Origin of the sequence: Salinimicrobium sp. TH3, from assembly GCF_026676115.1 — a bacterium.
Lineage (GTDB): Bacteria > Bacteroidota > Bacteroidia > Flavobacteriales > Flavobacteriaceae > Salinimicrobium.
Map to the genome: position 1 here is coordinate 243,390 of NZ_JAPONB010000005.1, position 23,045 is coordinate 266,434.

16 protein-coding genes and 1 other RNA gene are annotated in these 23,045 nt (G+C 40.4%); 12 read left to right on the forward strand and 5 right to left on the reverse strand.

Annotated features, from left to right (window positions below):
- Window positions 1-23 precede the first annotated feature (23 nt).
- On the forward strand, window positions 24-842 hold the full coding sequence (kdsA, locus tag OU683_RS10160) for a 3-deoxy-8-phosphooctulonate synthase (RefSeq protein ID WP_268137834.1): 819 nt from the start codon (window positions 24-26) through the stop codon (window positions 840-842).
- 291 nt (window positions 843-1,133) lie between these two features.
- Here the strand turns inward: kdsA and OU683_RS10165 are convergent, their stop codons facing one another.
- Window positions 1,134-3,692, reverse strand: a complete 2,559-nt coding sequence (locus tag OU683_RS10165; RefSeq protein WP_268137836.1) for an adenosylcobalamin-dependent ribonucleoside-diphosphate reductase — start codon at window positions 3,690-3,692, stop codon at window positions 1,134-1,136.
- Window positions 3,693-4,000: 308 nt separating this feature from the next.
- On the opposite strand from OU683_RS10165, the gene OU683_RS10170 reads away from it, so the two are divergent.
- Window positions 4,001-5,428 carry a mechanosensitive ion channel gene (locus OU683_RS10170; protein WP_268137839.1) on the forward strand — a complete coding sequence of 476 codons (1,428 nt, stop codon included), beginning with the start codon at window positions 4,001-4,003 and terminating at the stop codon, window positions 5,426-5,428.
- 62 nt (window positions 5,429-5,490) lie between these two features.
- Here OU683_RS10170 and OU683_RS10175 read toward each other — a convergent pair whose 3' ends face one another.
- A complete protein-coding gene (locus OU683_RS10175; RefSeq protein WP_268137841.1) occupies window positions 5,491-6,321 on the reverse strand; it encodes an endonuclease/exonuclease/phosphatase family protein in 831 nt (276 codons plus the stop codon).
- A complete protein-coding gene (locus OU683_RS10180; RefSeq protein WP_268137843.1) occupies window positions 6,318-7,535 on the reverse strand; it encodes an NAD(P)-dependent oxidoreductase in 1,218 nt (405 codons plus the stop codon). Before OU683_RS10180 ends, OU683_RS10175 begins: the two co-directional genes overlap by 4 nt.
- Window positions 7,536-7,770: 235 nt before the next feature.
- Between OU683_RS10180 and ssrA the strand changes: the two genes are divergently transcribed.
- The 10 genes from ssrA to OU683_RS10230 all read left to right on the forward strand — a co-directional run bounded on the left by ssrA (window position 7,771) and on the right by OU683_RS10230 (window position 19,774).
- Window positions 7,771-8,170, forward strand: a transfer-messenger RNA (tmRNA) gene (ssrA, locus tag OU683_RS10185).
- A gap of 257 nt (window positions 8,171-8,427) precedes the next feature.
- A complete protein-coding gene (locus OU683_RS10190) occupies window positions 8,428-9,675 on the forward strand; it encodes a site-specific integrase (protein ID WP_268137845.1) in 1,248 nt (415 codons plus the stop codon).
- Window positions 9,676-10,487: 812 nt separating this feature from the next.
- Complete coding sequence (locus tag OU683_RS10195; protein WP_268137847.1) at window positions 10,488-11,699, forward strand: primase-helicase family protein; 1,212 nt, start codon at window positions 10,488-10,490, stop codon at window positions 11,697-11,699.
- A 308-nt stretch (window positions 11,700-12,007) separates the two neighbouring features.
- Window positions 12,008-12,904, forward strand: a complete 897-nt coding sequence (locus OU683_RS10200; protein WP_268137849.1) for a DUF8464 domain-containing protein — start codon at window positions 12,008-12,010, stop codon at window positions 12,902-12,904.
- Between the two features lie 98 nt (window positions 12,905-13,002).
- Window positions 13,003-13,299 carry a mobilization protein MbpA gene (mbpA, locus tag OU683_RS10205; protein ID WP_268137852.1) on the forward strand — a complete coding sequence of 99 codons (297 nt, stop codon included), beginning with the start codon at window positions 13,003-13,005 and terminating at the stop codon, window positions 13,297-13,299.
- The gene (locus OU683_RS10210) at window positions 13,296-13,937 is read left to right on the forward strand and encodes a relaxase/mobilization nuclease domain-containing protein (protein WP_268137854.1); all 642 of its coding nucleotides are present in this window, start codon (window positions 13,296-13,298) and stop codon (window positions 13,935-13,937) included. The genes mbpA and OU683_RS10210 overlap by 4 nt, the downstream gene beginning before the upstream one ends.
- Window positions 13,938-14,175: 238 nt before the next feature.
- Window positions 14,176-14,613 carry a DUF6730 family protein gene (locus OU683_RS10215; protein WP_268137856.1) on the forward strand — a complete coding sequence of 146 codons (438 nt, stop codon included), beginning with the start codon at window positions 14,176-14,178 and terminating at the stop codon, window positions 14,611-14,613.
- Between the two features lie 344 nt (window positions 14,614-14,957).
- A complete protein-coding gene (locus tag OU683_RS10220) occupies window positions 14,958-17,267 on the forward strand; it encodes a TonB-dependent receptor (RefSeq protein WP_268137858.1) in 2,310 nt (769 codons plus the stop codon).
- A gap of 38 nt (window positions 17,268-17,305) precedes the next feature.
- Window positions 17,306-18,520, forward strand: a complete 1,215-nt coding sequence (locus OU683_RS10225; RefSeq protein ID WP_268137860.1) for a DUF4374 domain-containing protein — start codon at window positions 17,306-17,308, stop codon at window positions 18,518-18,520.
- 30 nt (window positions 18,521-18,550) lie between these two features.
- A complete protein-coding gene (locus OU683_RS10230) occupies window positions 18,551-19,774 on the forward strand; it encodes a PepSY-associated TM helix domain-containing protein (protein WP_268137862.1) in 1,224 nt (407 codons plus the stop codon).
- A 764-nt stretch (window positions 19,775-20,538) separates the two neighbouring features.
- On the opposite strand, the gene OU683_RS10235 is transcribed toward OU683_RS10230, so the two are convergent.
- The gene (locus tag OU683_RS10235) at window positions 20,539-21,546 is read right to left on the reverse strand and encodes an aldose epimerase family protein (protein WP_268137864.1); all 1,008 of its coding nucleotides are present in this window, start codon (window positions 21,544-21,546) and stop codon (window positions 20,539-20,541) included.
- Between the two features lie 180 nt (window positions 21,547-21,726).
- Window positions 21,727-23,025: a serine hydrolase domain-containing protein gene (locus OU683_RS10240; RefSeq protein WP_268137866.1), complete on the reverse strand. Its 1,299-nt coding sequence runs from the start codon at window positions 23,023-23,025 to the stop codon at window positions 21,727-21,729.
- Between the last annotated feature and the right edge of the window lie 20 nt (window positions 23,026-23,045).

Below are 23,045 nucleotides of genomic sequence, written 5' to 3' on the forward strand. Positions count from 1 at the left end.
TATCTTTGCAGTAAATTTATTTTATGCAACTCAACAAAATACCACAGATAAAGCACACAGATTCGAACAATTTCTTTTTGCTAGCCGGCCCCTGTGCCATTGAAGGCGAAGAGATGGCATTAAGAATCGCCGAAACAATTTTAAAAATTACAGATAAGCTACAGATCCCTTTTATCTTTAAAGGATCATTTAAAAAAGCAAACCGAAGCAGGGTTGACAGCTTCACGGGAATTGGAGATGAAAAGGCTCTAAAAATTCTTCGGAAGGTTTCTGAAACTTTTCACATCCCCACGGTAACCGATATTCACGAAAGAGAAGATGCTACCCTGGCGGCAGAATATGTGGATGTACTTCAAATTCCTGCATTTTTAGTGCGGCAAACAGATCTTGTTGTCGCAGCCGCCGAAACCGGAAAAGTAGTCAATCTCAAAAAAGGACAATTCATGAGTCCCGAAAGCATGAAACATGCCGTGACCAAAGTAACCGACAGCAATAATGAGCAGGTAATGGTGACCGACCGGGGGACTATGTTTGGTTATCACGATATGATAGTCGACTTCCGCGGAATCCCAACCATGCGTGAATTTGCACCTACAGTGCTGGATGTTACCCATTCCCTGCAACAGCCCAACCAAAGCAGCGGAGTTACCGGTGGAAGACCCGATATGATAGAAACCATCGCCCGTGCCGGAATAGCAACAGGAGCCGATGGATTATTCATTGAAACTCACTTCGATCCCGCAAATGCGAAAAGTGACGGTGCCAATATGTTGGACATACAATATTTGGAGAAATTGCTGAGCAACCTAACAGCAATCAGAAAGACTATAAATTCTTTTTAATGTGGTAGCTCGGCACGGATTGCAAATCCGCGCCAACTTAGAGATACTTTAGGCCTAACAGGTTTCAAAAACCTGTTAGGCCTTTTTATTTGATACTCTCTTTTTATTCTTTTCGGTTTCCCGATTAAGAATGTGCGCAATTGTAATTCATTAGTACATGAAGTCTGCACGGATTACAAATCCGCGCCATCTGAGATTTCCAATAATTTTATTTGGATTTATAGAATAGCAAAACCCCGCTCCTTTTCAGAAGCGGGGTTTTCCTATTTACCGGGGGACTAAATTAAATTCTTACCCGCATTTTGAGTAGCCACAGCTCTTGCAAACCAGACAACCTTCAGAAAAAATGATTCCTTCGGGATCACCACATTCACCACAGGTCTTATCTGCGGCAGGTGTACCATCGGGGACGAACTGTTTAAGGGCACGTACAACACCGGCTTTCCAGGTATTTATACTTTCATCAAGCAGGTTAAGGTTGTTAATGAGGTCAACTACATATGGAATTGGCATTCCGTGACGAAGTACTCCGGAGATCAATTTGGCGTAGTTCCAGTATTCTTCGTTAAAAGATCTTGACAGACCTTCGATTGTCACTTTATATCCATGCTTGTCACAGAACTGGAAGTCATATCGGGATTTACCATCCTCATCACGATTTTTGATCACATATCCTTTTTCAACCCAGGTTGGGAGGTTAAATACATCTTCCATTTTTCCAGTGAAGATCTCATATGGGCGGTCATTAAGAATACCTACTACGGCAAGCCATTTCTCTTTTTCGTTGTTGAACCGGATAATTTTTGACTCCAGTTTCTTGGGACGTTTTGGTGCATAAGTTTCTGCAAATACACTTTGAGCTGCTTCTGCACTCTTGTCTTTCTTATCATCTGAAGAGACAAGAATTCCGCTACGTGAACCATCGCGATAAACAGTAATACCTTTTAGACCCTGTTTCCACGATTCAATGTAGATATCGCTTACCTTCTCCTGGCTCACATCTGTCGCAAGGTTAATAGTAGAACTAATAGAGTGCGTGGTATATTTTTGAACAAGCGCCTGCATCTCTACACGCTTTTGCCAGTTAATTTCTGAAGCTGTTGCTCCTGCATAAGGACTTTCCTCTATAGCATTTTTTCCAGAAGCTGCCATCCATGTTTTTACTTTAGGATGATAAACCGTAAATTCTTCAAAAGCATCTCCTGTGTCATCAACAAAGGCTACTTTGGCATTTGCTCCGGAAGCGTTTACTTTTCTTCTTCTTTTATAAGACAACATGAATACCGGCTCAATTCCCGAAGAGGTTTGGGCAAGCATACTTAAACTTCCTGTTGGAGCAACAGTACTAATAGAGATATTCCTTCTTCCATGCTGCATCATGCGGCTGTAAAGATCGGGGAACTCTCTCTTCATCATTTGAACAAAATCTGACTGCTCTTCGATAGCAGGATCAAAAACCTTAAACGGTTCCCGGGTAATCGCCATATCAATACTACTGTCGAATTCTCCTTTAAGTTTAGTCTGCATGATCTTATCAACCACTTCAAGAGCCTCGTCTGTATCGAATTTCACCCCAAGGGCAGCAACAGCATCGGCAAGGGCAGTAAAGCCAAGGCCGGTACGCCTTCCTGTTTTACCATTTTCGGCAAGTAATTTCCAGGTGTCTATCTCATTCTTCTTGATAAAATCAGGCTCCTCATCCTTATCAATTTTGGCAAGGATCTTTTCTACAGCTTCGAGTTCAAGATCTACAAGATCATCCATCAACCGCTGAGTTTCATAAATTACCTTATAGAATTTATCATGGTTGAAAGAGGCACTCTCTGTAAATGGATTATCAACAAAATTATACAGGTTTACTGCAATTAAACGGCATGAATCCCCTCCCTGCATTGCAATTTCAGAACAAGGGTTGGTGGAACTGTTCTTAAAGCCGGGGTAAAAAGATGATGTTGAATAAGTATGTTGTTTATCCCAAAAAATTAGACCAGGCTCTGCTGTATTGTGCGCACATTGAATAATTGTATCCCATAATTCCTTGGCACGAACCACTTTCGTGTACTTTGGATTGGGACTGTCGATTGGCCAGCGTAAGGTAAAATCGGCATCCTCGGTAACGGCTTGCATGAACTCATCTGTTAGACGCAGAGAGATATTCGCACCTGTTACCTTTTTAAGGTCCTGTTTGATGGTAATAAAATCTTCAACATCGGGATGAGAAATATCTATTGTAAGCATTAAAGCTCCTCTTCGGCCATTTTGGGCAACTTCCCGGGTGGTGTTTGAAAACCGCTCCATGAAAGAAACCGCTCCTGTTGTTGTTCCCGCAGAATTTGATACCAGTGCATTCTTAGGACGAAGGCCCGAAAGATCAACTCCTACCCCACATCTTCTTTTAAACAATTGTACCAGTTGTTGATCTGTATGAAGGATTCCGCCGTAAGAATCATAAACCGGCGGCACAACAACACAATTAGAAAGGGATGCGATCATTTGATCATTACCAAGGGCTGCCATGACACTACCCTGAGGAATGCTGTACTTAAAATCCTTGAAGAGTTGAAATATTCTTTCTTCACTTAAAAACTCTCTAGACTTACCGTACTCAGACAGGTTTTCTTTTCCCGCTGCACGATCGGAATATTTGGCCTCCATCCTGGCAAATTCTTTTGCCATTCGCCGGTGCATATCTTCGGGAGTTAGTTCAAGAAACTTTCCGTTTCTGTCTTTTACTGCATACTTATTTATCCAGGTAGTAGCTGCGAGCTCGTCATTTTTAAAATATTTTAAACATGCTTGCAGTACTTCATCGTACGTATAAGTCTGGGTGCTAAATAATTCTTCAACCATGGCATTTGTTTTTGTTTTAACTTGAAAGAGGGATAAAGTTATTTTAATTCTTGAGTTTTCAATTAGGAGGTTTAGCTTTCTTATTAACTAAACACTGTTGAAAAAAATTTCAACTTTTTTTCTGAAAAATGGCATTTGCTTTCAGCCCTTGCTACTCCTAATTTTTCTGAATTATCATCTTCACTTTTTGTACCAAATAAATATTAACAACATCCCAAATATTTTTTTAAACTCTTGTTAAGTGACTGTGGCATAAGTGCTTTTTATTCTAACTTCCAATACTAACTTTCTTAAAAAACCAATAACTTATGGAAACGCAACTGGAACACATTGGTGATAGAATTGCCAATTTCTTACCCGAATTGCTGGGAGCCGTACTTGTCATCTTAATAGGCTGGCTCATCGCTAAAGGGATCAAAACATTAGTGGTAAAACTCCTTCGCAAGACCACCTGGGATGAACGCCTTTTTGGGAGGGATAATATTGAGGACACCAATGTCTTTGTAGGTAATATCTTTTATTACCTTATTATGATCATCGTCCTGTTGATCGCTTTGGAGGTTCTTGGAATTAGTGAAGTTCTCACACCCCTTGAAAATATGCTCAATGAGTTCCTCATGTTCATTCCAAACCTTATTGGAGCACTACTCATAGGTTTTATTGGATATGTACTTGCAAAATTCGTCTCCAATCTTATCAACATTGGTGGCGGATTGCTGGACAGGTGGGTAGATAAAACAGGGTTTAAGGATACAGATAAGCTTGTGAACATTATTCGTAAGATCGTGTTCATTGTTATTTTCATTCCCTTCCTGATTCAAGCCTTCAACACACTTCAACTGGATGCTATTTCAGAACCTGCAAACGATATCCTTTATGGCTTTACCGAGCTCATTGGAGAAATCGTAATTGCAGCACTTATCCTTGTTGTGTTCGTATGGGGAGGGAAATATCTGGCCAACTTCCTTGAAGATCTTTTCAAAAGTATGGGACTCGATCGAACTGCAGAAAAGATCCAGATTCACAACATGATTGGAGCGGGACAGTCCTTATCAAAACTCGTAGCAAACCTTGTATATTTCTTCCTGGTTTTCTTCGGAATTATTACAGCTGTCGAGATTCTTGGACTTTCCAGACTCACAGAAATCCTCCATCAAATCCTGGAAATAACAGGCCAGATTTTATTTGGGCTGGTAATTCTTGCCATAGGTAACTATATCTCCCTTTTAATCTACAACACTATGACACGGTCCAGCAAAAACCATTTTATCGCGGGAGTGATAAGATGGGCTTCGCTGGCTTTATTCATTGCAATAGCTTTACGCACAATGGGAATTGCCAATGAAATTGTAGAACTTGCCTTTGGATTAATTCTTGGTGCCATTGCAGTAGCAGTAGCTTTAAGTTATGGTCTTGGTGGCCGCGAGGCAGCAGGAGAGCACTTTCGGGATATTATTCAGAAGTTTAGAACAGAAGCAGCTGATGCCAGAGATCCAAACAAAGGAAATCCTGATGTTCGCAATACCGGAAAAAATTTCCCTCCTGAAGGAACCGGAGCCGGAAAAGCGAGTACTCCTTCCACACCTGGAGGTTCAGGAAATAAACCGACAGATCCTAATCCTCCAAGACCTGGGAACACAGGAGGACCGAATCCAAACAAAGATAATCCGTCGAGAGATTCAGATAAAAATGGTCCTGCGGGAGCAGGCCCGAATAAACCAATCAATCCCACCTAGGATGGGTTGAAAATATAAAGCCACGCAAATGCGTGGCTTTTTTTTTAACATTAGTTGAAGCTTTATAACAACTCAAGCTGTACAAGCACCGGAAAATGATCTGAAGGGTATTTCAAATCTTTTGAATCGCTTAGAACTCCATACTTCTTAACATCAATTTCTCCTGATGTGAAAATATAATCAATGCGCCGGGTTACCGGTGAAGTAAAATCATAGCCGTTAAAAGTACCTTCGGGACCAAAAACAACTTCAGCTTCATATTTTGAGTCCTTATAATGGGTTGAGAGAAATTCTATTTCTTCAGTTTCGGGTTCAAGATTCAAATCTCCCATTAAGATCATTGGCTTTTCCTCCGGGTTGAGTTTATTTATCTTACTTTTAATCAATTTCACACTTTCTGCCCTTGCCTGTACCCCGTTATGATCAAAATGTGTATTAAAAACCCAAAACTCCTTCCCGGTTTCCTTTTCTTTAAATAAACCATAAGTACATACCCGTGGATAGTCGGCATCCCAACCTCTACCCGGGTTTTCGGGTGTTGAAGAAAGCCAGAATGTGCCGTGTTCTAAGAGTTCGAATTTGTTGGTTTTAAAAAAGATGGCGCTAAATTCCCCGTTTTGATCCCCATCGTCGCGACCTTTTCCAAAATATTCATAGCCTGAAAGTTCATCCTGCAGAAATTCCAGCTGACTGTGCAATGCTTCCTGAACTCCAAAGATATTCGGCTCGTAAAATTTTAGTTGTCCGGCGAGATGATCCTTCCTAAGAGACCAGCTGTTCCTGCCGTCATCCTCGTTAGCATATTTAATATTATAACTCATCACGGTGAGCTGAGCTTTAGCCGGGATCATTGTAAACATTAAAACCATAAAACCTATAATCTCTCTTTTCATATTCCTATTTCCTTACCTTTTACATAATCCTTAAGGTATTCGAACCTGGAAGTAAGTCTGCCATTTTGGGTCATTCTTGCCCTCTCCAGAATTCCATTTTTGTCGCCGTTAAAAAAAGCTGGAAGCACATTTTTCAAAAACATTTCCCCAAAACCTTCACTGGCATCTTTGGGCAATTCGCATGGGAGATTATCGACAGCCATCACAAGGATGGAATTTTTCTCACGAAAATCCACCTCCCGTTCTTCCTGTGGATCGTAACCATAAAAAGGTTCGGCAATAGTGGACGGTCTTAAAGTACTCGCGATTGGTCCTGCAATATCACAGGAAATATCGGCTATATATTTAATGCTGAAATTTGTAGATTTCGCATCTTCCGCGGTAAAGAAAACCGGGGCTCCTTCCCCATAAAAATGTCCCGCTATAAAAAAGTCGGCTGCATGGGTGAAGCGAAGAAAGTTAGACTCATATTTTTCGGGATGTTTGTAAAAATCCTGATTACTGCCTTTTTCTCCGTCCCTGCGTTTGTTGTAATCAAGGACGTCAATCTGGCAATAAACCGGGGTGTCAAAAGTGTCATTTAAAAAGGTGTTTACTCCCACTTTTTTCACCTTCAGGTGATCCAGAATTTCCCGGGCACCATGAGCGACTTTTCCATTTCCGGTGAGTAAAATTTTTAAAGGCGGTATCTCAATTTTGTCAAGTTCTGCCAACATGGCATTAAGGTCGGGCAGACTTTCGGCTTTAGGGAGCTCAAAAATGCCATTTTTGAGACCTATTCCGCGTAACCCGTTATATGCACCAACAAGTCCTGCATATCTTCCGAAGCCAATAAGTCGGCCGCCCTTTTTATTGACGATCACCTCATGATCATAAAGCTCAATATTATTTTTTAGTATCTCCCTCAATAGGTCCCGGTTATAAGGCTGCTTTTTAATAGTATGAGAGAAAAAGAAATATTTTTTGTTAGGAATAAGGTTGGGTATTGGCACTTCTTTAACACCTAGCAGAACATCACAATTTGAAACATCTTCGAGGACCTCAAAACCGGCACGTCTATACTCCTCATCCGGAAAAACCCTGACATCGGAACTTTCCACTTTGAACTCGGCTTCAGGGAATTGCTTTACAGCTTCTAAAAGTTCATCTGGGGAAAATACTACACGACGATCTGGAGGAGTTTTTCGCTCTTTAATGAGGGCAAATTTTATCATATTCTTGTATAGCTTTAAAAATTGTTTGGAATTTCTCAAAGATAGGAATTATAAAGGGCGAAAAAAAGACTTAAAACGGCTTCGCCTCCCCGGTTGGTCAGGCTGGCTGCAAGAAACAAGAGACAGGACTTGCCTTTTATTCAGTAATAATTCCTACTTTTGTTTCTCTCATGTTAAAGCGGTATATCTATTGTTTGGCATGAAAAGTGCAATATTTATTGCAGAAGTTCTTTTTGGGGTCGACTTGGTTTTGACAGCGAGTCTAATTGAGTTGTAAGCACGTCGAGCGCTGGGAAATAGCTCGTAAATCTCATTTTTCACACTTTTTAAACGGCGAGAATAACTACGCCTTGGCAGCATAATCCGAATCATAGTAGGATTGCTCTAGTCCCTACAAGGTAGGGAGCCAAGATGTCTCGTGGAGGCCTTGATTTACGGCATTCACATAAGAGGCACCGATAAAGTAAATATAGAAACTGCAGGACCTTGATGTAGTTTCGAAATCTAATTGAGGATAAGTGTAAAGTTGGTGGTTTTCGGCCGGCTTTGCATCGAAAACTAAACGAAGACTAAACGTGTAGAAAGCTTCTGAATTGCTTGTTTGGACGAGGGTTCGAACCCCTCCGACTCCACTTTTTGAGTACCAAACTCAATCAAAAACCCCGAAATCCCAGGATTTACGGGGTTTTTCATTTTTAATAATATCATAAAATAGCATATAATTCCATCTGAAGCGAGACCAATACGGTGACCTATTCTGCAACCAAAAAATAGGTCTCGCTAAGCTGCAAAAAGCCTGTTTTACAATACTTTACACAAAGTTAAAGTTCTCATTCGCATTATCTTTTTAGGTACTTTCAGTGTTCAATCGAGACCTAAAATTTATTAAGCTATGAAAACTAATTTCCACACACACTTTCACATTGTAAAGAAAAAGCAAGATAAACGTGGCTTAGCACCAATTTATTTAAGGCTTACCGTCAATAGAAAAAGAAAAGAATACAGTATTACCCGTAGAATTCAACCCGAATATTGGAACGTAAAGTTGGAAAAAGTAGTGGGTAATAATCCAACTGAAAAAGAAATCAACACCCATATTAATAATATCCGTCACAAGCTCTATAAGATACATCAAGTATTATCTGATAATGATGAACCTATTACTGCCTTGAGAATGATCAAGGAATTAAAAGGGGAAACGAAACACAAGCCCAGGATGACCCTGAAGGTTTTTAAGGAGCATAATGAGCAAATGGACCGGCTTTCAGAAAAAAGTATTTCTAAGAGCACTGCAAAGAGATACTGGACCTGTTTTAATCATGTGGAGCAATTCATTCATGAAGAATATAAAGCTGATGATTATCGAATGAAAGACATTGATCATCAATTTATTTCCAAATTTGAATACTTTCTCAAGACCAAGAGGGAGTGCAATCACAATTCGGCATTGAAGTACGTCAACAACTTTAAAAAGATCATTCGTATTGCATTGGCCAATCAATGGATGGACCGGGATCCATTTTATAATTATAAGGTTCAGTTCGAAACGGTGGAAAGGGAATTTTTGAATGAAGAAGAAGTGCAAAAACTGGTGGAAAAAGACCTTCACCTCGATCGCCTAAAACTGGTGCGGGACATGTTCGTATTTAGTTGTTACACCGGACTAGCATATTCTGATGTAAAAAAGCTAAGCAGCGCTGATATCACAAAAGGTATAGACGGCGGGAAATGGATCCGCATCAAAAGAACAAAAACAAAATCTCTTAGCAGTATCCCCTTATTACCTGTTGCTGAAGAAATCATTGAAAGGTATCAAGACCACCCGGAAGTGAGGAAAGGAAACTGCATTCTTCCCGTTCTCAGCAACCAGAAATCAAACGCCTTCTTGAAGGAAATTGCGATGATGTGTGGTATTAGCAAACCTCTCACCACTCACCTGGCCCGTCATACCTTCGCCACCACCATTACCCTTACAAACGGAGTACCCATTGAATCTGTGAGCAAAATGCTTGGCCACAAGGATTTACGAACCACGCAGCATTACGCGAAAATTGTTGATCGAAAAATTAGCGATGACATGACAGACTTGAAGCAAAAATTAGAAAGGAAAAAAGAATTAAATCGAAAGCAGAAAGAATGACTAAGGCTTGAAAAAAATGGTTTTCAGACTTAACGGTTTTTAAGCAAATTCAGAAAGGATGGTAACAGTTGTAATCCACATTCCCAAAGCACATTCCCTTCCACTGCGTTCCAGGAAAAGAGCTTTGGGCGAGATCTTGGACACATGACTAACGGATTAATGAGGAGGTTCTTAAAAAATAGAATTTTGTATCCAATCCGTTAGTCAAGAGTCCGCCAAATCCTGCAAGTAATTAATTTAAGTTAATGATAGATGCCTCTTCACTTATTCTTTCACCTTCTCCCATCGCCGTTACCATTTATACTAATGCAAAACAACGGAATTTAGAAGTTAGCCGGCCTGAATGAAATTCCAACTCTTTCCACTAAAGTATCAATACGGCCTATCCTAATTCTAAATTCCCTAAAGGGGCAATGGAAAATGGTAACGGCGACGGCTCTACGGGAAGTAAATTAAAAGAAAAAGGAGAACTTGTTCAGATGCAGAAATTCGTTTTTGGGAAAATGGAAAACGCTCGAGATACAAAAAGTAAATCATGAAAAAGCTGAAATTGAAGAATTGGGTTTAATGGCAATTTTTGCTCTTCCTGCTTTTTTCTTCCTAAAATCTCAAAAAATAAAAATTCGACACTTTTTTCCAGAAGCTTTATCTGCCCTCATCTGGCTCATTTTTAAATGGGATCATTTTTGGATAATACCATTTTAAATGATTCGTATCCAAATCTTATTTATTGTAAAAACCGTTCAAAAACAAGAGGTTGTAATTATATTTAAGTGAATGAATGTCACTACAGAAAGAGTCCAACAATTGAGATGGTGGAGAAAAGAAAATCATACATTCGGGTCGGAACCCAGTACTACAAAATTGTAAATGCTCCAAGTATTTCCGGCGTGGAAAATGAAGCCCTGGTGCCATGGAATATTGAAACGATCCGGCAGGACCATGGAAAGACTTTTCTTGCAGTCATTCCGAAATATGATGGTTTCACCTGTATCCCGGATCATCTGGATTTTAAATCCTCCTTTCACGATTTTTACAATACTTATGCGCCGCTAAGCCACATTATAAAAGATGGAGATTGTGAGGTATCTTTCAAATTTGTCAGGCACATCTTTGGAACTCATTATGAGCTTGGCCTGGATTACCTGCAGCTATTATTTACAAGACCCACTCAAATCCTGCCTATTCTCTGCCTGGTGTCCCGGGAACGTTCAACAGGTAAGAGTACTTTTCTAAAATGGCTTAAGCTCATCTTTGAGAACAATCTCACTTATCTTACTAACGACAGTTTCACTAGCCAGTTCAACTCAGATTGGGCAAACAAACTCTTGATCTGTATAGATGAAGTACTATTCAACAAAGAGGAACTTACAGAAAGAATCAAATACCTCAGTACCACCAACATCAATAAACTTGAGGCCAAGGGGAAAGACAAGCGGGAAGTGGAATTCTTCGGCAAGTTTATTCTCTGTAGTAACAATGAAGAGAACTTTATTAAAATTGACCACCACGAAACTCGCTTCTGGGTTCTACAGGTACCGTTGATAAGAAAAGAGCAAACAGGATTTTTGGAAGCCCTGGCCAAAGAAATACCGGCTTTTCTGTTCTACTTGAAAAATAGGAAGCTCTATTCCAAACACCAGACAAGGATGTGGTTCACAGCTGATGAAATAGAAACTCCTGCCTTGAAAAGACTGGTACAGAATAACCGGAACCGGGTAGAAAGGGAATTGGCCGGTATTCTTCTTATGATCATGGAAGACCATGATCTGGAAACACTTGATCTTTGCCCTATGGATGCCTATAACGCCATATGTAAATCAAGACTCCGCTTCGATCTTACCCAAATTCGAAATATTCTGAAGAAGGAGTGGGAACTAGAGAACCAGGGCAACTCAAATCGCTATCAGAAGTTCCTGCTCTGGGGAGATGGCACTACTACCTTCAGAGAAGCTAAAGGACGCTATTTCACTATAAATAAAAATTTCCTGTTGGAAAATTTTGAGGATCTCAAAAATCCCTGAACTCCTTCTTCTGGGGAAAAATGATGAAATGATGACAAAACGATGACAGGGAAACTCCGGTGTTTACGGGAGGTTTCAGCTGCTGTCATCGTTTCATCAAAATGAAGATTGCTTTTGAAAGATAAACTTTTGAAACTATCTATTTTTTTGATGAATTGATGACAAAGTAAGATAAGACCAGTAATAGCAAGGGTTCCGGCTGTCATCATTTTGTCATCAAACTGTCATCAAAAATAAAATGATGACAAAAAAAGACTCAACAGGGCTCTTTCTATAAAGAACTACAATCTGACGTAAATAATATGCTGATGAAAACAAAAAAAATGAACTGTGAGGAAGCACGAAGCATAAGCATCTTTGAAACTCTCACAAAAATGGGACACCTTCCCATCCGAAAAACAGAAAAAGAAGCCTGGTTCCTGAGTCCCCTGCGATCAGAAACAGAAGCCTCATTTAAAATTTCCTTTAGACTAAACAGGTGGTTCGACTTCGGCATAGGAAAAGGAGGAAATGTGATCGACCTGGTATGCCTCCTCTTGAATTGTTCCGTAGCAGAAGCACTCGCTTATTTGGCAGATGGGATACCTGTTTCTAATTCTTCTCTGAATAGCCAAATCAGAAGTAGTGGAATCGAACCTGCAAATAAAGTTTTGAAGATCTTACCCATAGAACATAAAATGCTCAAGAAATATCTTCACACTCGCAATATCCCTATCGAAGTAGCAAAAACCTACTGCAAGGAAATCAGGTATATTTCGGATGGTAAAAGATTCTTTGCCCTGGGCCTGCAGAACCATTTAGGAGGCTGGGAACTGCGGAATCTTTACTTCAAAACCTCCACACCTCCTAAAAGTTATTCATATCTGAATCGGCGGAATGACCATATCATTGTACTGGAAGGAATGTTTGATCTTCTGTCTTTAGCAATTATCAATCCCGAAGAAGTTGAAAATGCAGACCTATTGATTCTGAATTCTCTGTCTTTTTTACCTGAGGTCCATGAAATTCTAAGCCAATACTCCACGGTGACTTTATACCTGGACCGTGACTCCTCGGGAATTAAAGCAACAGAAAATATTCTAAGAATCATACCTAATTGTAAGGATGGGAGTTCGTTATGCGCAGGCCATAAAGACTTGAATGAAAAACTTGTTAATGGCACCCATGACAGGAAGTATAAACCATTAAAAACCAAATCAGGCTAATGACTTATTTCTACTTTTTTGAGTAGCAAAGCAAGATGTGTCATTGTCATGACAATCTTGCTTTGCGCCCGGAGGTTGCAAAGACTGAAAACGAAAAAATGAAACGAGAATTCATTCAAATTCGCTGCTCGATTTACGAGAAAAAGCTACTCAAAAAAAGAGCGGCCAGGGCAGGAATTTCTCTTTCAGAGTATCTCCGTTCTGCCGCTTTTGAAAGAAATATTGTTGAAAGAATTACTCCGGAACAACTGGAATTTTACCACTTACTCGTACAATACAAAACTAACTTTTCCAGAATCAGCAGCATGTTTAAAAATCGAGATCCTCAGCTAGCTGCGACTGTGAAAAATTTGGCTGAAGATATAAGAACCCACTTAAAAAACTTTAGAAAATGATTGGGAAGGGACACTCCATATCCCGGACAAGGGAATCTATAGCATATGGCTGGAGCCAGGAGAAAGATGCCGAAGTAGTTCTTAAAGAATTTCTGGCAGGAGATACACCGCAGGAGATTGCCGAAGAATTTAAGATCATACAGTCACAAAATAACAGATGCATCAATAACACCTTAAGCTTTGTAGTGAGTCCCACCATAGAAGATGGAAAAAATATGACCCGAAAAGATCTTGGAGAAATAGCCAAGCGATTCTTGAAAGAGATGAACCTAAAAAACCACCAGGCAATTTCCTTTGTTCATAGAGATAAAGAACACACCCATATTCATATCTATGTGAATCGCATAAGTATGACAGGAGAGATGTATAAGGACAACTTTATTGGAAAAAGAAGTCAAATTGCTGCAGATAATGTGGCCAGGCTGATGGGGCTTACAAGGGTCAGGGAAATACAGAAAGAAAGGCTCCAAGAGTTAAAACAACATCGAAGGGAGGTCCAGAATATTCATGAAAGGGTTTTGCAGGTCAGACCGAAGTCATTGGATGAATACATTAAAAGAATGCAGGAGCACCGGGTGACGGTGATCCCATCAATCAATAAATCCAATCAGCTACAGGGTTTCCGGTTCGAATTATAAAGGAATAAACCTAAAAGGAAGCGAGATACACCGGTCTATGAGTGGCAGTAAAATTGTCCTCGGAATTAGTCAGAATTATAGCTTCACCAAATTAAAAGAAGTACCAAAGTCTGTGCAGTTGGCCAGTAATACAATTCAACTTAGTACCGGCTTTATAAATAAAATGATAAAGGATTTAGTCAAGCAAACCATAAAAAGGGCGCTGGATACAGGCATAGGATTTTAAAAACAAAAGAAGATGAAGAAGCTGGATGAAATCATGGAGCTTATGGCGGATGAAATGCAAGACTTTCAACACGGTCTCTTGCAGATGAAAAAAATGACTGATGAACTCAATACACGGAGCATTCCTATTACTACCGAGCTAATGGAAAAACAGTTAAGATCTTTCTTTCAAAAGCAACAGGAAAAGGAAGCGTTGGCCGCGGAAAAACTAACTGCTATTGACCTCAAAATAAAAAATGCTTACATACTCCCAAAAAATCTAGGCATGATCTTCGGAAGTATTCTGATCCTTCTCCTCACCTTGATTGGATATCTTAGTTTTGAAGTAATAGAATTAAAAGATGAAGAAATTGAGGAGAAGCTAATGAGGTCGTATAACATCTATCTCCAGGAAAATCCAGAACAGAAAAAGATTTATGAGAGCTGGCTGTCGGATCAAAACATTCCCTAATACATCCAATGCTGTTATTATTTTAGACATACCCCCCAAGTATAAAAACAACATCGGATCCCGCGCAGAAAAGTTATGGTAGAATTAGTGCCCTCAGCATTTGGTTATGTTGAATGCTTGAAGGTCTTTAGAAAAAATTATTAAATATGAAAGGTGAATTAATTTTCTTAGAATTAATCTAAATAACTTCTTTCATCTTTAGTTTTTCCTTTTATATTTGTGCCTTATTTTTAGTAAGTCTAAATAAACTGTAAACGTTTTTTATGCCACCCTTCCGGTTAATCGTTTTTGCTTTATCTATCTTTTGTTCGTCATTTTCCTGGAGCCAGGAATCTGGAAGATCCGTGATTAGAGGATCCATCTATAGCAGTAATGGAGAGCCACTACCGGGGGTGACCATCATTCTTCAAAATACCTCTAAAGGGGAGATGACAGATGTGGAAGGAAAGTTCCAAATTTCCAACATACTTCCAGGTTCTTACGTACTTGAAGTACGACATCTGGGTTTTCATCCCGTTGACAAAACCATAGGCCTTCAACCTTCAGAAGAAATAGATCTGGAGCTTCGACTGGAAGCCAAATCAGAGGAAATAGACAATGTGACCATCCTGGGCAAATCCATTACTTCACGGGTGCGCGAACAGGCTTTTACAGTAAGTGCAATATCAACCGAAGATCTTTATAACAGTACATCAGATGTACAGCAGGTACTTAATCGTGTCCCGGGAGTTAGGATTTTGGAAGAGGGAGGATTGGGATCGGACACGAATTTTACCCTTAACGGCTTTTCAGGAGACCAGATAAAGTTCTTTATGGATGGTATTCCCATGGATCATTTTGGCAGCTCCCTGAGCCTAAGCGACATCCCGGTGAATTCTATCGACAGGATCGAAGTCTATAAGGGCGTAGTCCCAGTGTGGTTAGGTACAGATGCCCTTGGGGGAGCGGTGAACATCATCACAAATCAGGAAGCCAAGTTTCTGGACGCTTCTTATTCCATTGGTTCCTTTAATACCCATCGCGCCTCGATCAATGGGGCATACACGGACCAAGATAGCGGATTCACCTTCCGAGGAAATATCAATTATAACTACTCCGATAATAACTACGAAGTTTTTGTACCAATAAGGGAAGGTAATAATATTGTGGACACCCGGGAGGTGGAAAGGTTCCATGACGCATACCAATCGGCAAGTACCAAAGCCGAAGTTGGGATTGTAAATAAGGAATATGCCGATCAATTATTGTTTGGGGTGCTCGCAGGCACAAGTGAAAAAGAAGTGCAGCACGGGGCTACAATGAATAGCGTCTACGGCGGAATTATGCGTAACAGTACTTCAATAATTCCCACTTTTAAATACAGTAAGGAGGATGTTTTTTCTGAAGGCCTTGATCTTAATTTTTACAGTGCCTATAATGCCACAGAATCTGAAATTATTGACACTTTAAGCGGTGTAAAATATAATTGGCTGGGGGAACCAACTTTTACAAAAGGTTCTACAGACGGCGAATTGCACCGAACCTTTACCACCCTCACAGATGTGGATTTTAGCACCCGAATGAATTTGGGCTATGAGTTGACCCTACAGCATTCAGTAGCTTTTAATTATTCCCTCTCCAATTTTTCCCGGGAAATTTTTGATGCTGAAAATCCTGAAAGCATAGAAAATCAATTTCCGAAATCCCTTTCTAAGCAAGTAGCAGGTCTCGCTTATAAATTCGATCCCAATGAACGCTGGAGCTCCACCCTCTTCGGAAAATATTATCAAATCACTGCAAAAGGTAGCAAGCAGTACGATTTTGGTCTCCCAACCCAACGTACAGACGATTTCCGGGAATCGCAGAACAGCTTTGGATACGGTCTTGCAACAGCATATTTTTTAATGCCCCAGCTTCAACTGAAAGCTTCCTATGAACTCACCTACCGTATGCCAACAGCCGATGAAATGTTCGGCGATGGATTGTTTATTACCTCAAATCCTGAATTGGGACCTGAGCAAAGTAACAACCTCAACCTGGGCGCATCATATAGTGCTGCTTTGGGAGATGAACATTTCGTCTCCCTGGGGAGCAGTTTCATCTATAGAAAAGCTGAAGATCTAATCTACCAGGTGGTTACAGTGGCTAGTCCGCAGACACGTTTCGATAACCTTAGCGAAACCCAAACCCTGGGGGTAGAGGGAAACTTTGGCTACGAATGGAGTGACTTTTTCCATCTTGGAGGAAATATTACCTTTCAGGATATTACAGATCAGGCAGATTTCATTTACAATGAGTCCTATACAAATACGGGATATCAAAAGAATTTTCAGAAAGGCTTCAGGCTGCCGAACACTCCCTACCTCTTTGGAAATGCAAATGCTAGATTCAGTTTTAAAAATATTTTTTCCGAAGAAGAAAGACTAAATATTTTGTACCGGTATAATTATGTGGAGGAATATTTTCTAAGCTGGGCAGAACTTGGCTCTACAGATTCCAAAAAGGTCATTCCGGCGCAGAATTCCCATGACCTCGAGCTTTCCTATTCCTTTCAAAATGGAAGGTATAATGCTTCCCTGGAAGTTAGGAACTTCACAGACCAGAGGCTGTATGACAAGTATTTCCTGCAAAAACCCGGACGGGCTGTATTCCTAAAGCTTCGTTATGCATTATAAGAATAATTAAACCAATGTTGAACCATAAATAAAAACAAATGTTATCTATTAAAAAAGTTGCAATTCCTGTGCTTGGTCTATTTACCGGGCTCTTATTTTCATCCTGTAGTACAGATGATGCTGAGGAAAATCCAAATCCTCAACCCACAGATGAACCTTATGTGCTTTCCCTTGCAATCCAGGGAAGTGAAGGGAATTTCACCTATTATACAGTTCCTTTTGAAGATGTAATGACTGGAAGCCTTTCTGCTGAAGGAAGAGGAATCGAGCAGCCAGGTTATTTTGATTTCAAACAAATCGATAATACCATCTACAGTATCGGTGGTCTTGATGATGTAAATGTTGTTGGGATTACAAAAAATGCTGAAGGCGAATTGGTACAAACGGGGGATGTGTCATTTACCAACAGCCTTTCGGATATTGTCAAGGCCGATGATAACACTCTGGTCGCTGTAACATTATCTGCAAATTCAGACATGGTTACTTTCCACACACTGGATGAAAACGATGTAAATGTTATAAGTACCGTGACAAGACCTATTTCAGATCTTACAGATGTTGATGTGCCGTCATATTCAGGAATGAGAATAGAAGACGGCCACCTATTTTTAAGCTACTATATAAGTGATCCCAACACTTACGCGACAAATTATACAGATGTTGCCCAGGTAGCAGTTTATTCTTATCCCGGTTTTGAATTCCAAAAGGTCATTACTGATGATCGCGTGGGGCCAATTGGTGGGTTTAATGTGAAGTCTGGCCTAATTGAAGATGAGAACGGAAATATCTTTGCCGTCTCCCATTCCAATCCTGCCAATGGATATAGCCAGTTCACCAATGACAGCGGAATCCTTAAAATTAACAGCGGGGAAACCACTTTTGACCTTGATTACTTTTTTGATGTACAGGAAGTAGCGGGCGGAAATCCTGTTCACCTGATCTATTTAGGCAACGGAAAAGCCTTTGCTGAAATCAATATGGCTGCCAGGGATCAACAAGCCGTGTGGTCAGATAGTCCACTTCAATCGGCTATTATAGATCTGAACAACAAAACAGTTAACTTCATTACCGGTATCCCAGAGCACAATGGTTCCGGAAGAAGGTTGGCCGCATTGCAAGACGGCAATTATCTTTATTTAACCATCCCTGGGGAGCAGGGGGTTTCTGTTTACCGTGTGGACACTACCAACTATACTGCTACAAAAGGAGCAGATGTGGAAGCCAACTTTGTTGCCGGCTTTTTTAAAATTTAAACTTACAACCTGAATTAGCATTTCCTGATTATGAAGCCAAAGAAGAAGAGCAAAAAGAGCCTGTTTAGGAGGATCAATGACTGGTTACATTTGTGGCTGGGTCTTTTCTCGGGAATCATTGTATTCATAGTTAGTATCACAGGATGTTTTTACGCTTTTCAGCAGGAAATAAAGGATGCAATGGAACCCTGGCGGTTTGTGGAAGCCCGTGATGCTGCTTTTGTACCGCCAAGTGTTCTTTTAAATACTGCCAAGGCTCATATGCCGGAAAAAGAACCTACAGGCCTTACCTACAGCAACAAGGAAGGAGCGGCAGCAGTAGGCTATCATACCTTTGAAAACGGAAAAGAAGGTTTTTCTGTCGTGTTCATGAATCCCTATTCCGGGGAGTTCCTTAAGAAAATGCAGACCGAGGGCACAGATGAGTTCGACTTCTTTCACTTTATAATTGACGGCCATCGCGCCTTGTGGCTGCCTTACGAAATTGGTCGTCCTATTGTTGGAATTGCCACCTTGATCTTCCTGGTCATGTTAATTTCGGGACTTATTATGTGGTGGCCTAAAAAGTGGAATAAATCTGGTTATAAAAAGAGTTTTAGCATTAAGTGGAATGGGAAATTTAAAAGGGTAAATTATGACCTGCACAATGTGCTTGGTTTTTATACCCTTATTTTTGCTTTCATCATTGCAGTAACTGGCCTTGTCTGGAGTTTTAAGTGGTTCGAGGATTCTTTGTATTACGTCACTTCAGCCGGGGAAACAAAAGCTGCACATGAGCATCCACATTCCGACCTCTCACAGGCAGGACTGGTGGATAACGAAACCATTCCGGTACTCGACCGGGCTTTTTATAAGGTTATTGCACAGGAGCCAAATGCGCAAGGATTTTATATGACTCCGGTGTTAAAAGATCCTGATGATGCCATTGAGGTCATTGCTTACCAGGATTTCGGTTCCTGGTACAATCGGAATGAATATTTCTTTGATCAATATAACCTTAAGCGATATAGGACAGATGATGATGTTTATGTTGATGCATCTTTTGCCGATCAATTAAGCTTACTAAACTACGACATCCATGTAGGAGCAGTATGGGGATTGCCGGGTAAAATTCTTGCTTTTCTGGTAAGCCTTGTGAGTGCAAGTTTGCCCATCACTGGTTTCCTTGTGTGGTGGAATAAAAAGAAGAAGAAAAATGGCGGGGATAAAAAACAACTTCAAAGAAAAAAGGAATCGAGAGCTTCACTTACTTAAGTCTAAGGTTATTTCTTATTGTATGGTAAGAATTAAATACCGTATAGATTTGAAAAACATAAAGTTTGTTAAAGCGAGACCTATTCGGTGACCAAAAAATTGGCTCCCGCTGGGAGGTGTCTTAAACATTAGGAAATTTAATTTTAGGTCGTTCCCTCCGACTCCACGATCAAGCGCAGCTAAGCTGCGGATTAAAACAGGAAAAACCTGCCAAGCCTTTTCGCTTGAGCAGGTTTTTTTCGTTTTAAGACGCCTGGCCCGCAGGGACAGCAAAAGTATGGCTGACATTTGCAGGATGGAATTCCCTAGGGGAAGACGCAGTCAACCCCAAGAACTCCTTTTTTGAGTACCAAACTCAATCCAAAACCCCGAATCCTAGGATTTACGGGGTTTTTTATTTTTACGAATATCATTTAATATCAAATAATTGCACATTTCTGGTTACCAATCCGGTGACCAATTATTTCGGTGAAAATTGGTGACCAGAACCACCAAAACCCCTAATTTTCAATTATTTAAAAAATATTCAAGTTTCAATTTATGATCAAAAAAATGAGTACTTCTTACCAACTTAGTTTTTAACTTCGAAAAAGCAGGAGTAATATCTTCACATGGATCGTCTAAAACTGGTGCGGGACATGTTCGTTTTTAGTTGTTACACCGGACTGGCATATTCTGATGTAAAAAAAGCTAAATTTTCCCCTTTTTATTTCTAATGGCCCCGGCGAATTTATTTTTCTCTTAATTCTCTTCTTTTCAGTATTTTATTCTACAGAAAACCTGAAAGAAGTTTTTGATCTGTATATCTCTCCCGGTTCAAGAACTACAGAAGGGAAATTCGAATGATTGGGGGAATCGGGAAAGTGTTGGGTTTCGAAACAAAAGCCCGTCATTTTATGATACTTTTTATCAGTCTTGGGAATAGGCAAACTGCCATCCAACCAGTTACCGGTGTAGAGCTGCATTCCTGGTTCGGTTGTAAACACTTCCAGTTTTCGTCCGGAAGTTGGTTGTACAGCTGAAGCCGCAAACCTTAATCCCCTCCCATTTTCATTCAGTATCCAAGTATGGTCATAGCCACTTGCAAGTCTAAGTTGCTCGTCTGCATCCATGATATGCTCACCTAGAGTTTTGGGTTTCCGAAAATCAAAGGCAGTATTACTTACAAGCCTAACCTCGCCCGTGGGAATTACTGATTGATCAACAGGTAAAAATGCATCAGCGTTTATCTCCACCCTGTGATCTAAAACTTTTTCTTCGAAATCTCCTGAAAGATTGAAATAAGAATGCTGAGTAAGGTTCACAATTGTTTTCTTGTTTGTGGTGGCCTCGTATTCGAGATCAAGGGAATTATCTTCGTTTAATTTATACATCACAACCACATCAAGCTTCCCAGGATATCCTTCTTCCATGTCTTTACTGGTGTAGGTCAGCTTTAGAGCATTTGAAGCCGACAATTCCTTTACCGACCACATAACCTTATCAAATCCTTTTTCGCCACCATGGAGGTGGTTCTCTGTGTTGTTCTGAGCAAGAGTATATTTTTGACCATCAAGAGTAAATTCACCTTTAGCAATTCTATTTGAATAACGACCTATAAGTGCTCCAAAAAATGGATTATCCTGTAGGTAATCTTCTGGTGCCTCAAGGTTCAGGACTACATTCTCAAAATTTCCATTTCTGTCGGGCACTTTTAAGGAAGTCAGACGTCCCCCGTAAGAGATTACTTTTAATTCCACACCGTTCTTGTTAGTAAGCTTGTAAATTTTCATAATATTCAATTGTTGAGAAGCATTTAAATCCCCCCTTTATTTCCATCTGTTATGAGTTTGTCACTTCCAGAATTAATTGCTCAACCCAATTCCTGTTGTGCTATAATCACTACTTCCCGTAATTTAAAACGTCTATTTGAAGCCGAAATTAAATTTTAAGAATTTAGCTTTAGCAGGATCTTAGTCGGCCACACTTGCCAACACCATTTGCCGGAATTTCCACCCCGTTTCATCACCGGTATCCCCCTGGGTCTGTTTCAGAATTATTCCAATCACATCTTCCTCCGGATCTGCAAAATACTGGGTGTTGAAATATCCTCCCCAGTCAAAGGTGCCTTCACTACCCAAACCTCCCGCGCGAACACCTTCATCAGTAAGAACAGAGAATGCCAGGCCATGATCTTTATTGGGATCTCCAAAAAGGTCTTTTGCCTGGTCTTTCAAGATGAGATCAACTGTGGTTCTGCTCAAGATCCTGTTTCCGTTAAACTCGCCTCCATTCAAGTACATTTGAAGGAAGCGGGCGTAATCTTCCGCGGTGCTCGTCAATCCTGCCCCGCCGGAAAAGAACATCTTTGCTCCCTTTACAGGATAATCGGGGTCGTAAAAAGTTACCGGGAAATTCTTCCATTCTCCGTTATCCTTGTGCTGCACGGCAACAAGTCTGTCCTTCTTTTCATTTGTCATATAAAATTGTGTGTCCTCCATCCCGAGCGGATCAAAGATCCTTTCCTGTAAAAACTCGTCAAATGGCTGACCCGAAATTACCTCAACAAAATAACCCAGCACATCAAGACCTTCGCTATAATGCCATTCCTCTCCGGGAGTTGCGTATAAAGGCAATCCTGCTAACTTTTTTACATTTTCTTCAATGTTGACCTTGTCTGTGGTGAACAAATCCACAATTCCGGCCTTAGTGTATATTTTCCGGATCCTGTCATCTGAATCTATCCTGCCATATCCCAAACCTGAAGTGTGAGTCAGTAGCTGTCGGATAGTAATTTCCTTTCCTGCAGGTTTCGTGGTGTAGGTAGAATCCTTCTCGTTAAAAGCAGCGATCAATTGAGGATCCTTGAACTCAGGAATGTATTTTGAAATGGGATCATCCAGCCGAAATTTTCCCTCTTCCCACAGCATCATCACCGCGGTGGATGTTATTGCTTTTGTCTGAGAAGCTATTCTAAAGATATCATCCTTTTCCAAAGCTTCGCCCTCGGCATTGGCCATTCCGAAGCTTTTATGATAGACGATCTTTCCATCTTTTGCTATCAAAGCTACAGCTCCCGGAATCTCCTCTTGTGCAATTGCCTCTTTGATCATTTGATCAATTTTTTCCAGGCGCGACTCACTCATTCCTGCTTCCTCTGCAGAAGTTGCGGGAACAAGACCGGAATTCCCAGGATTCTGAGCTGATAAAAGATTCGTTACGAGTAGAAGAAATAATACGTACTTCTGTGGATGAAATAAATTATGTAGCATAACTATAGCTTAAAAATGAA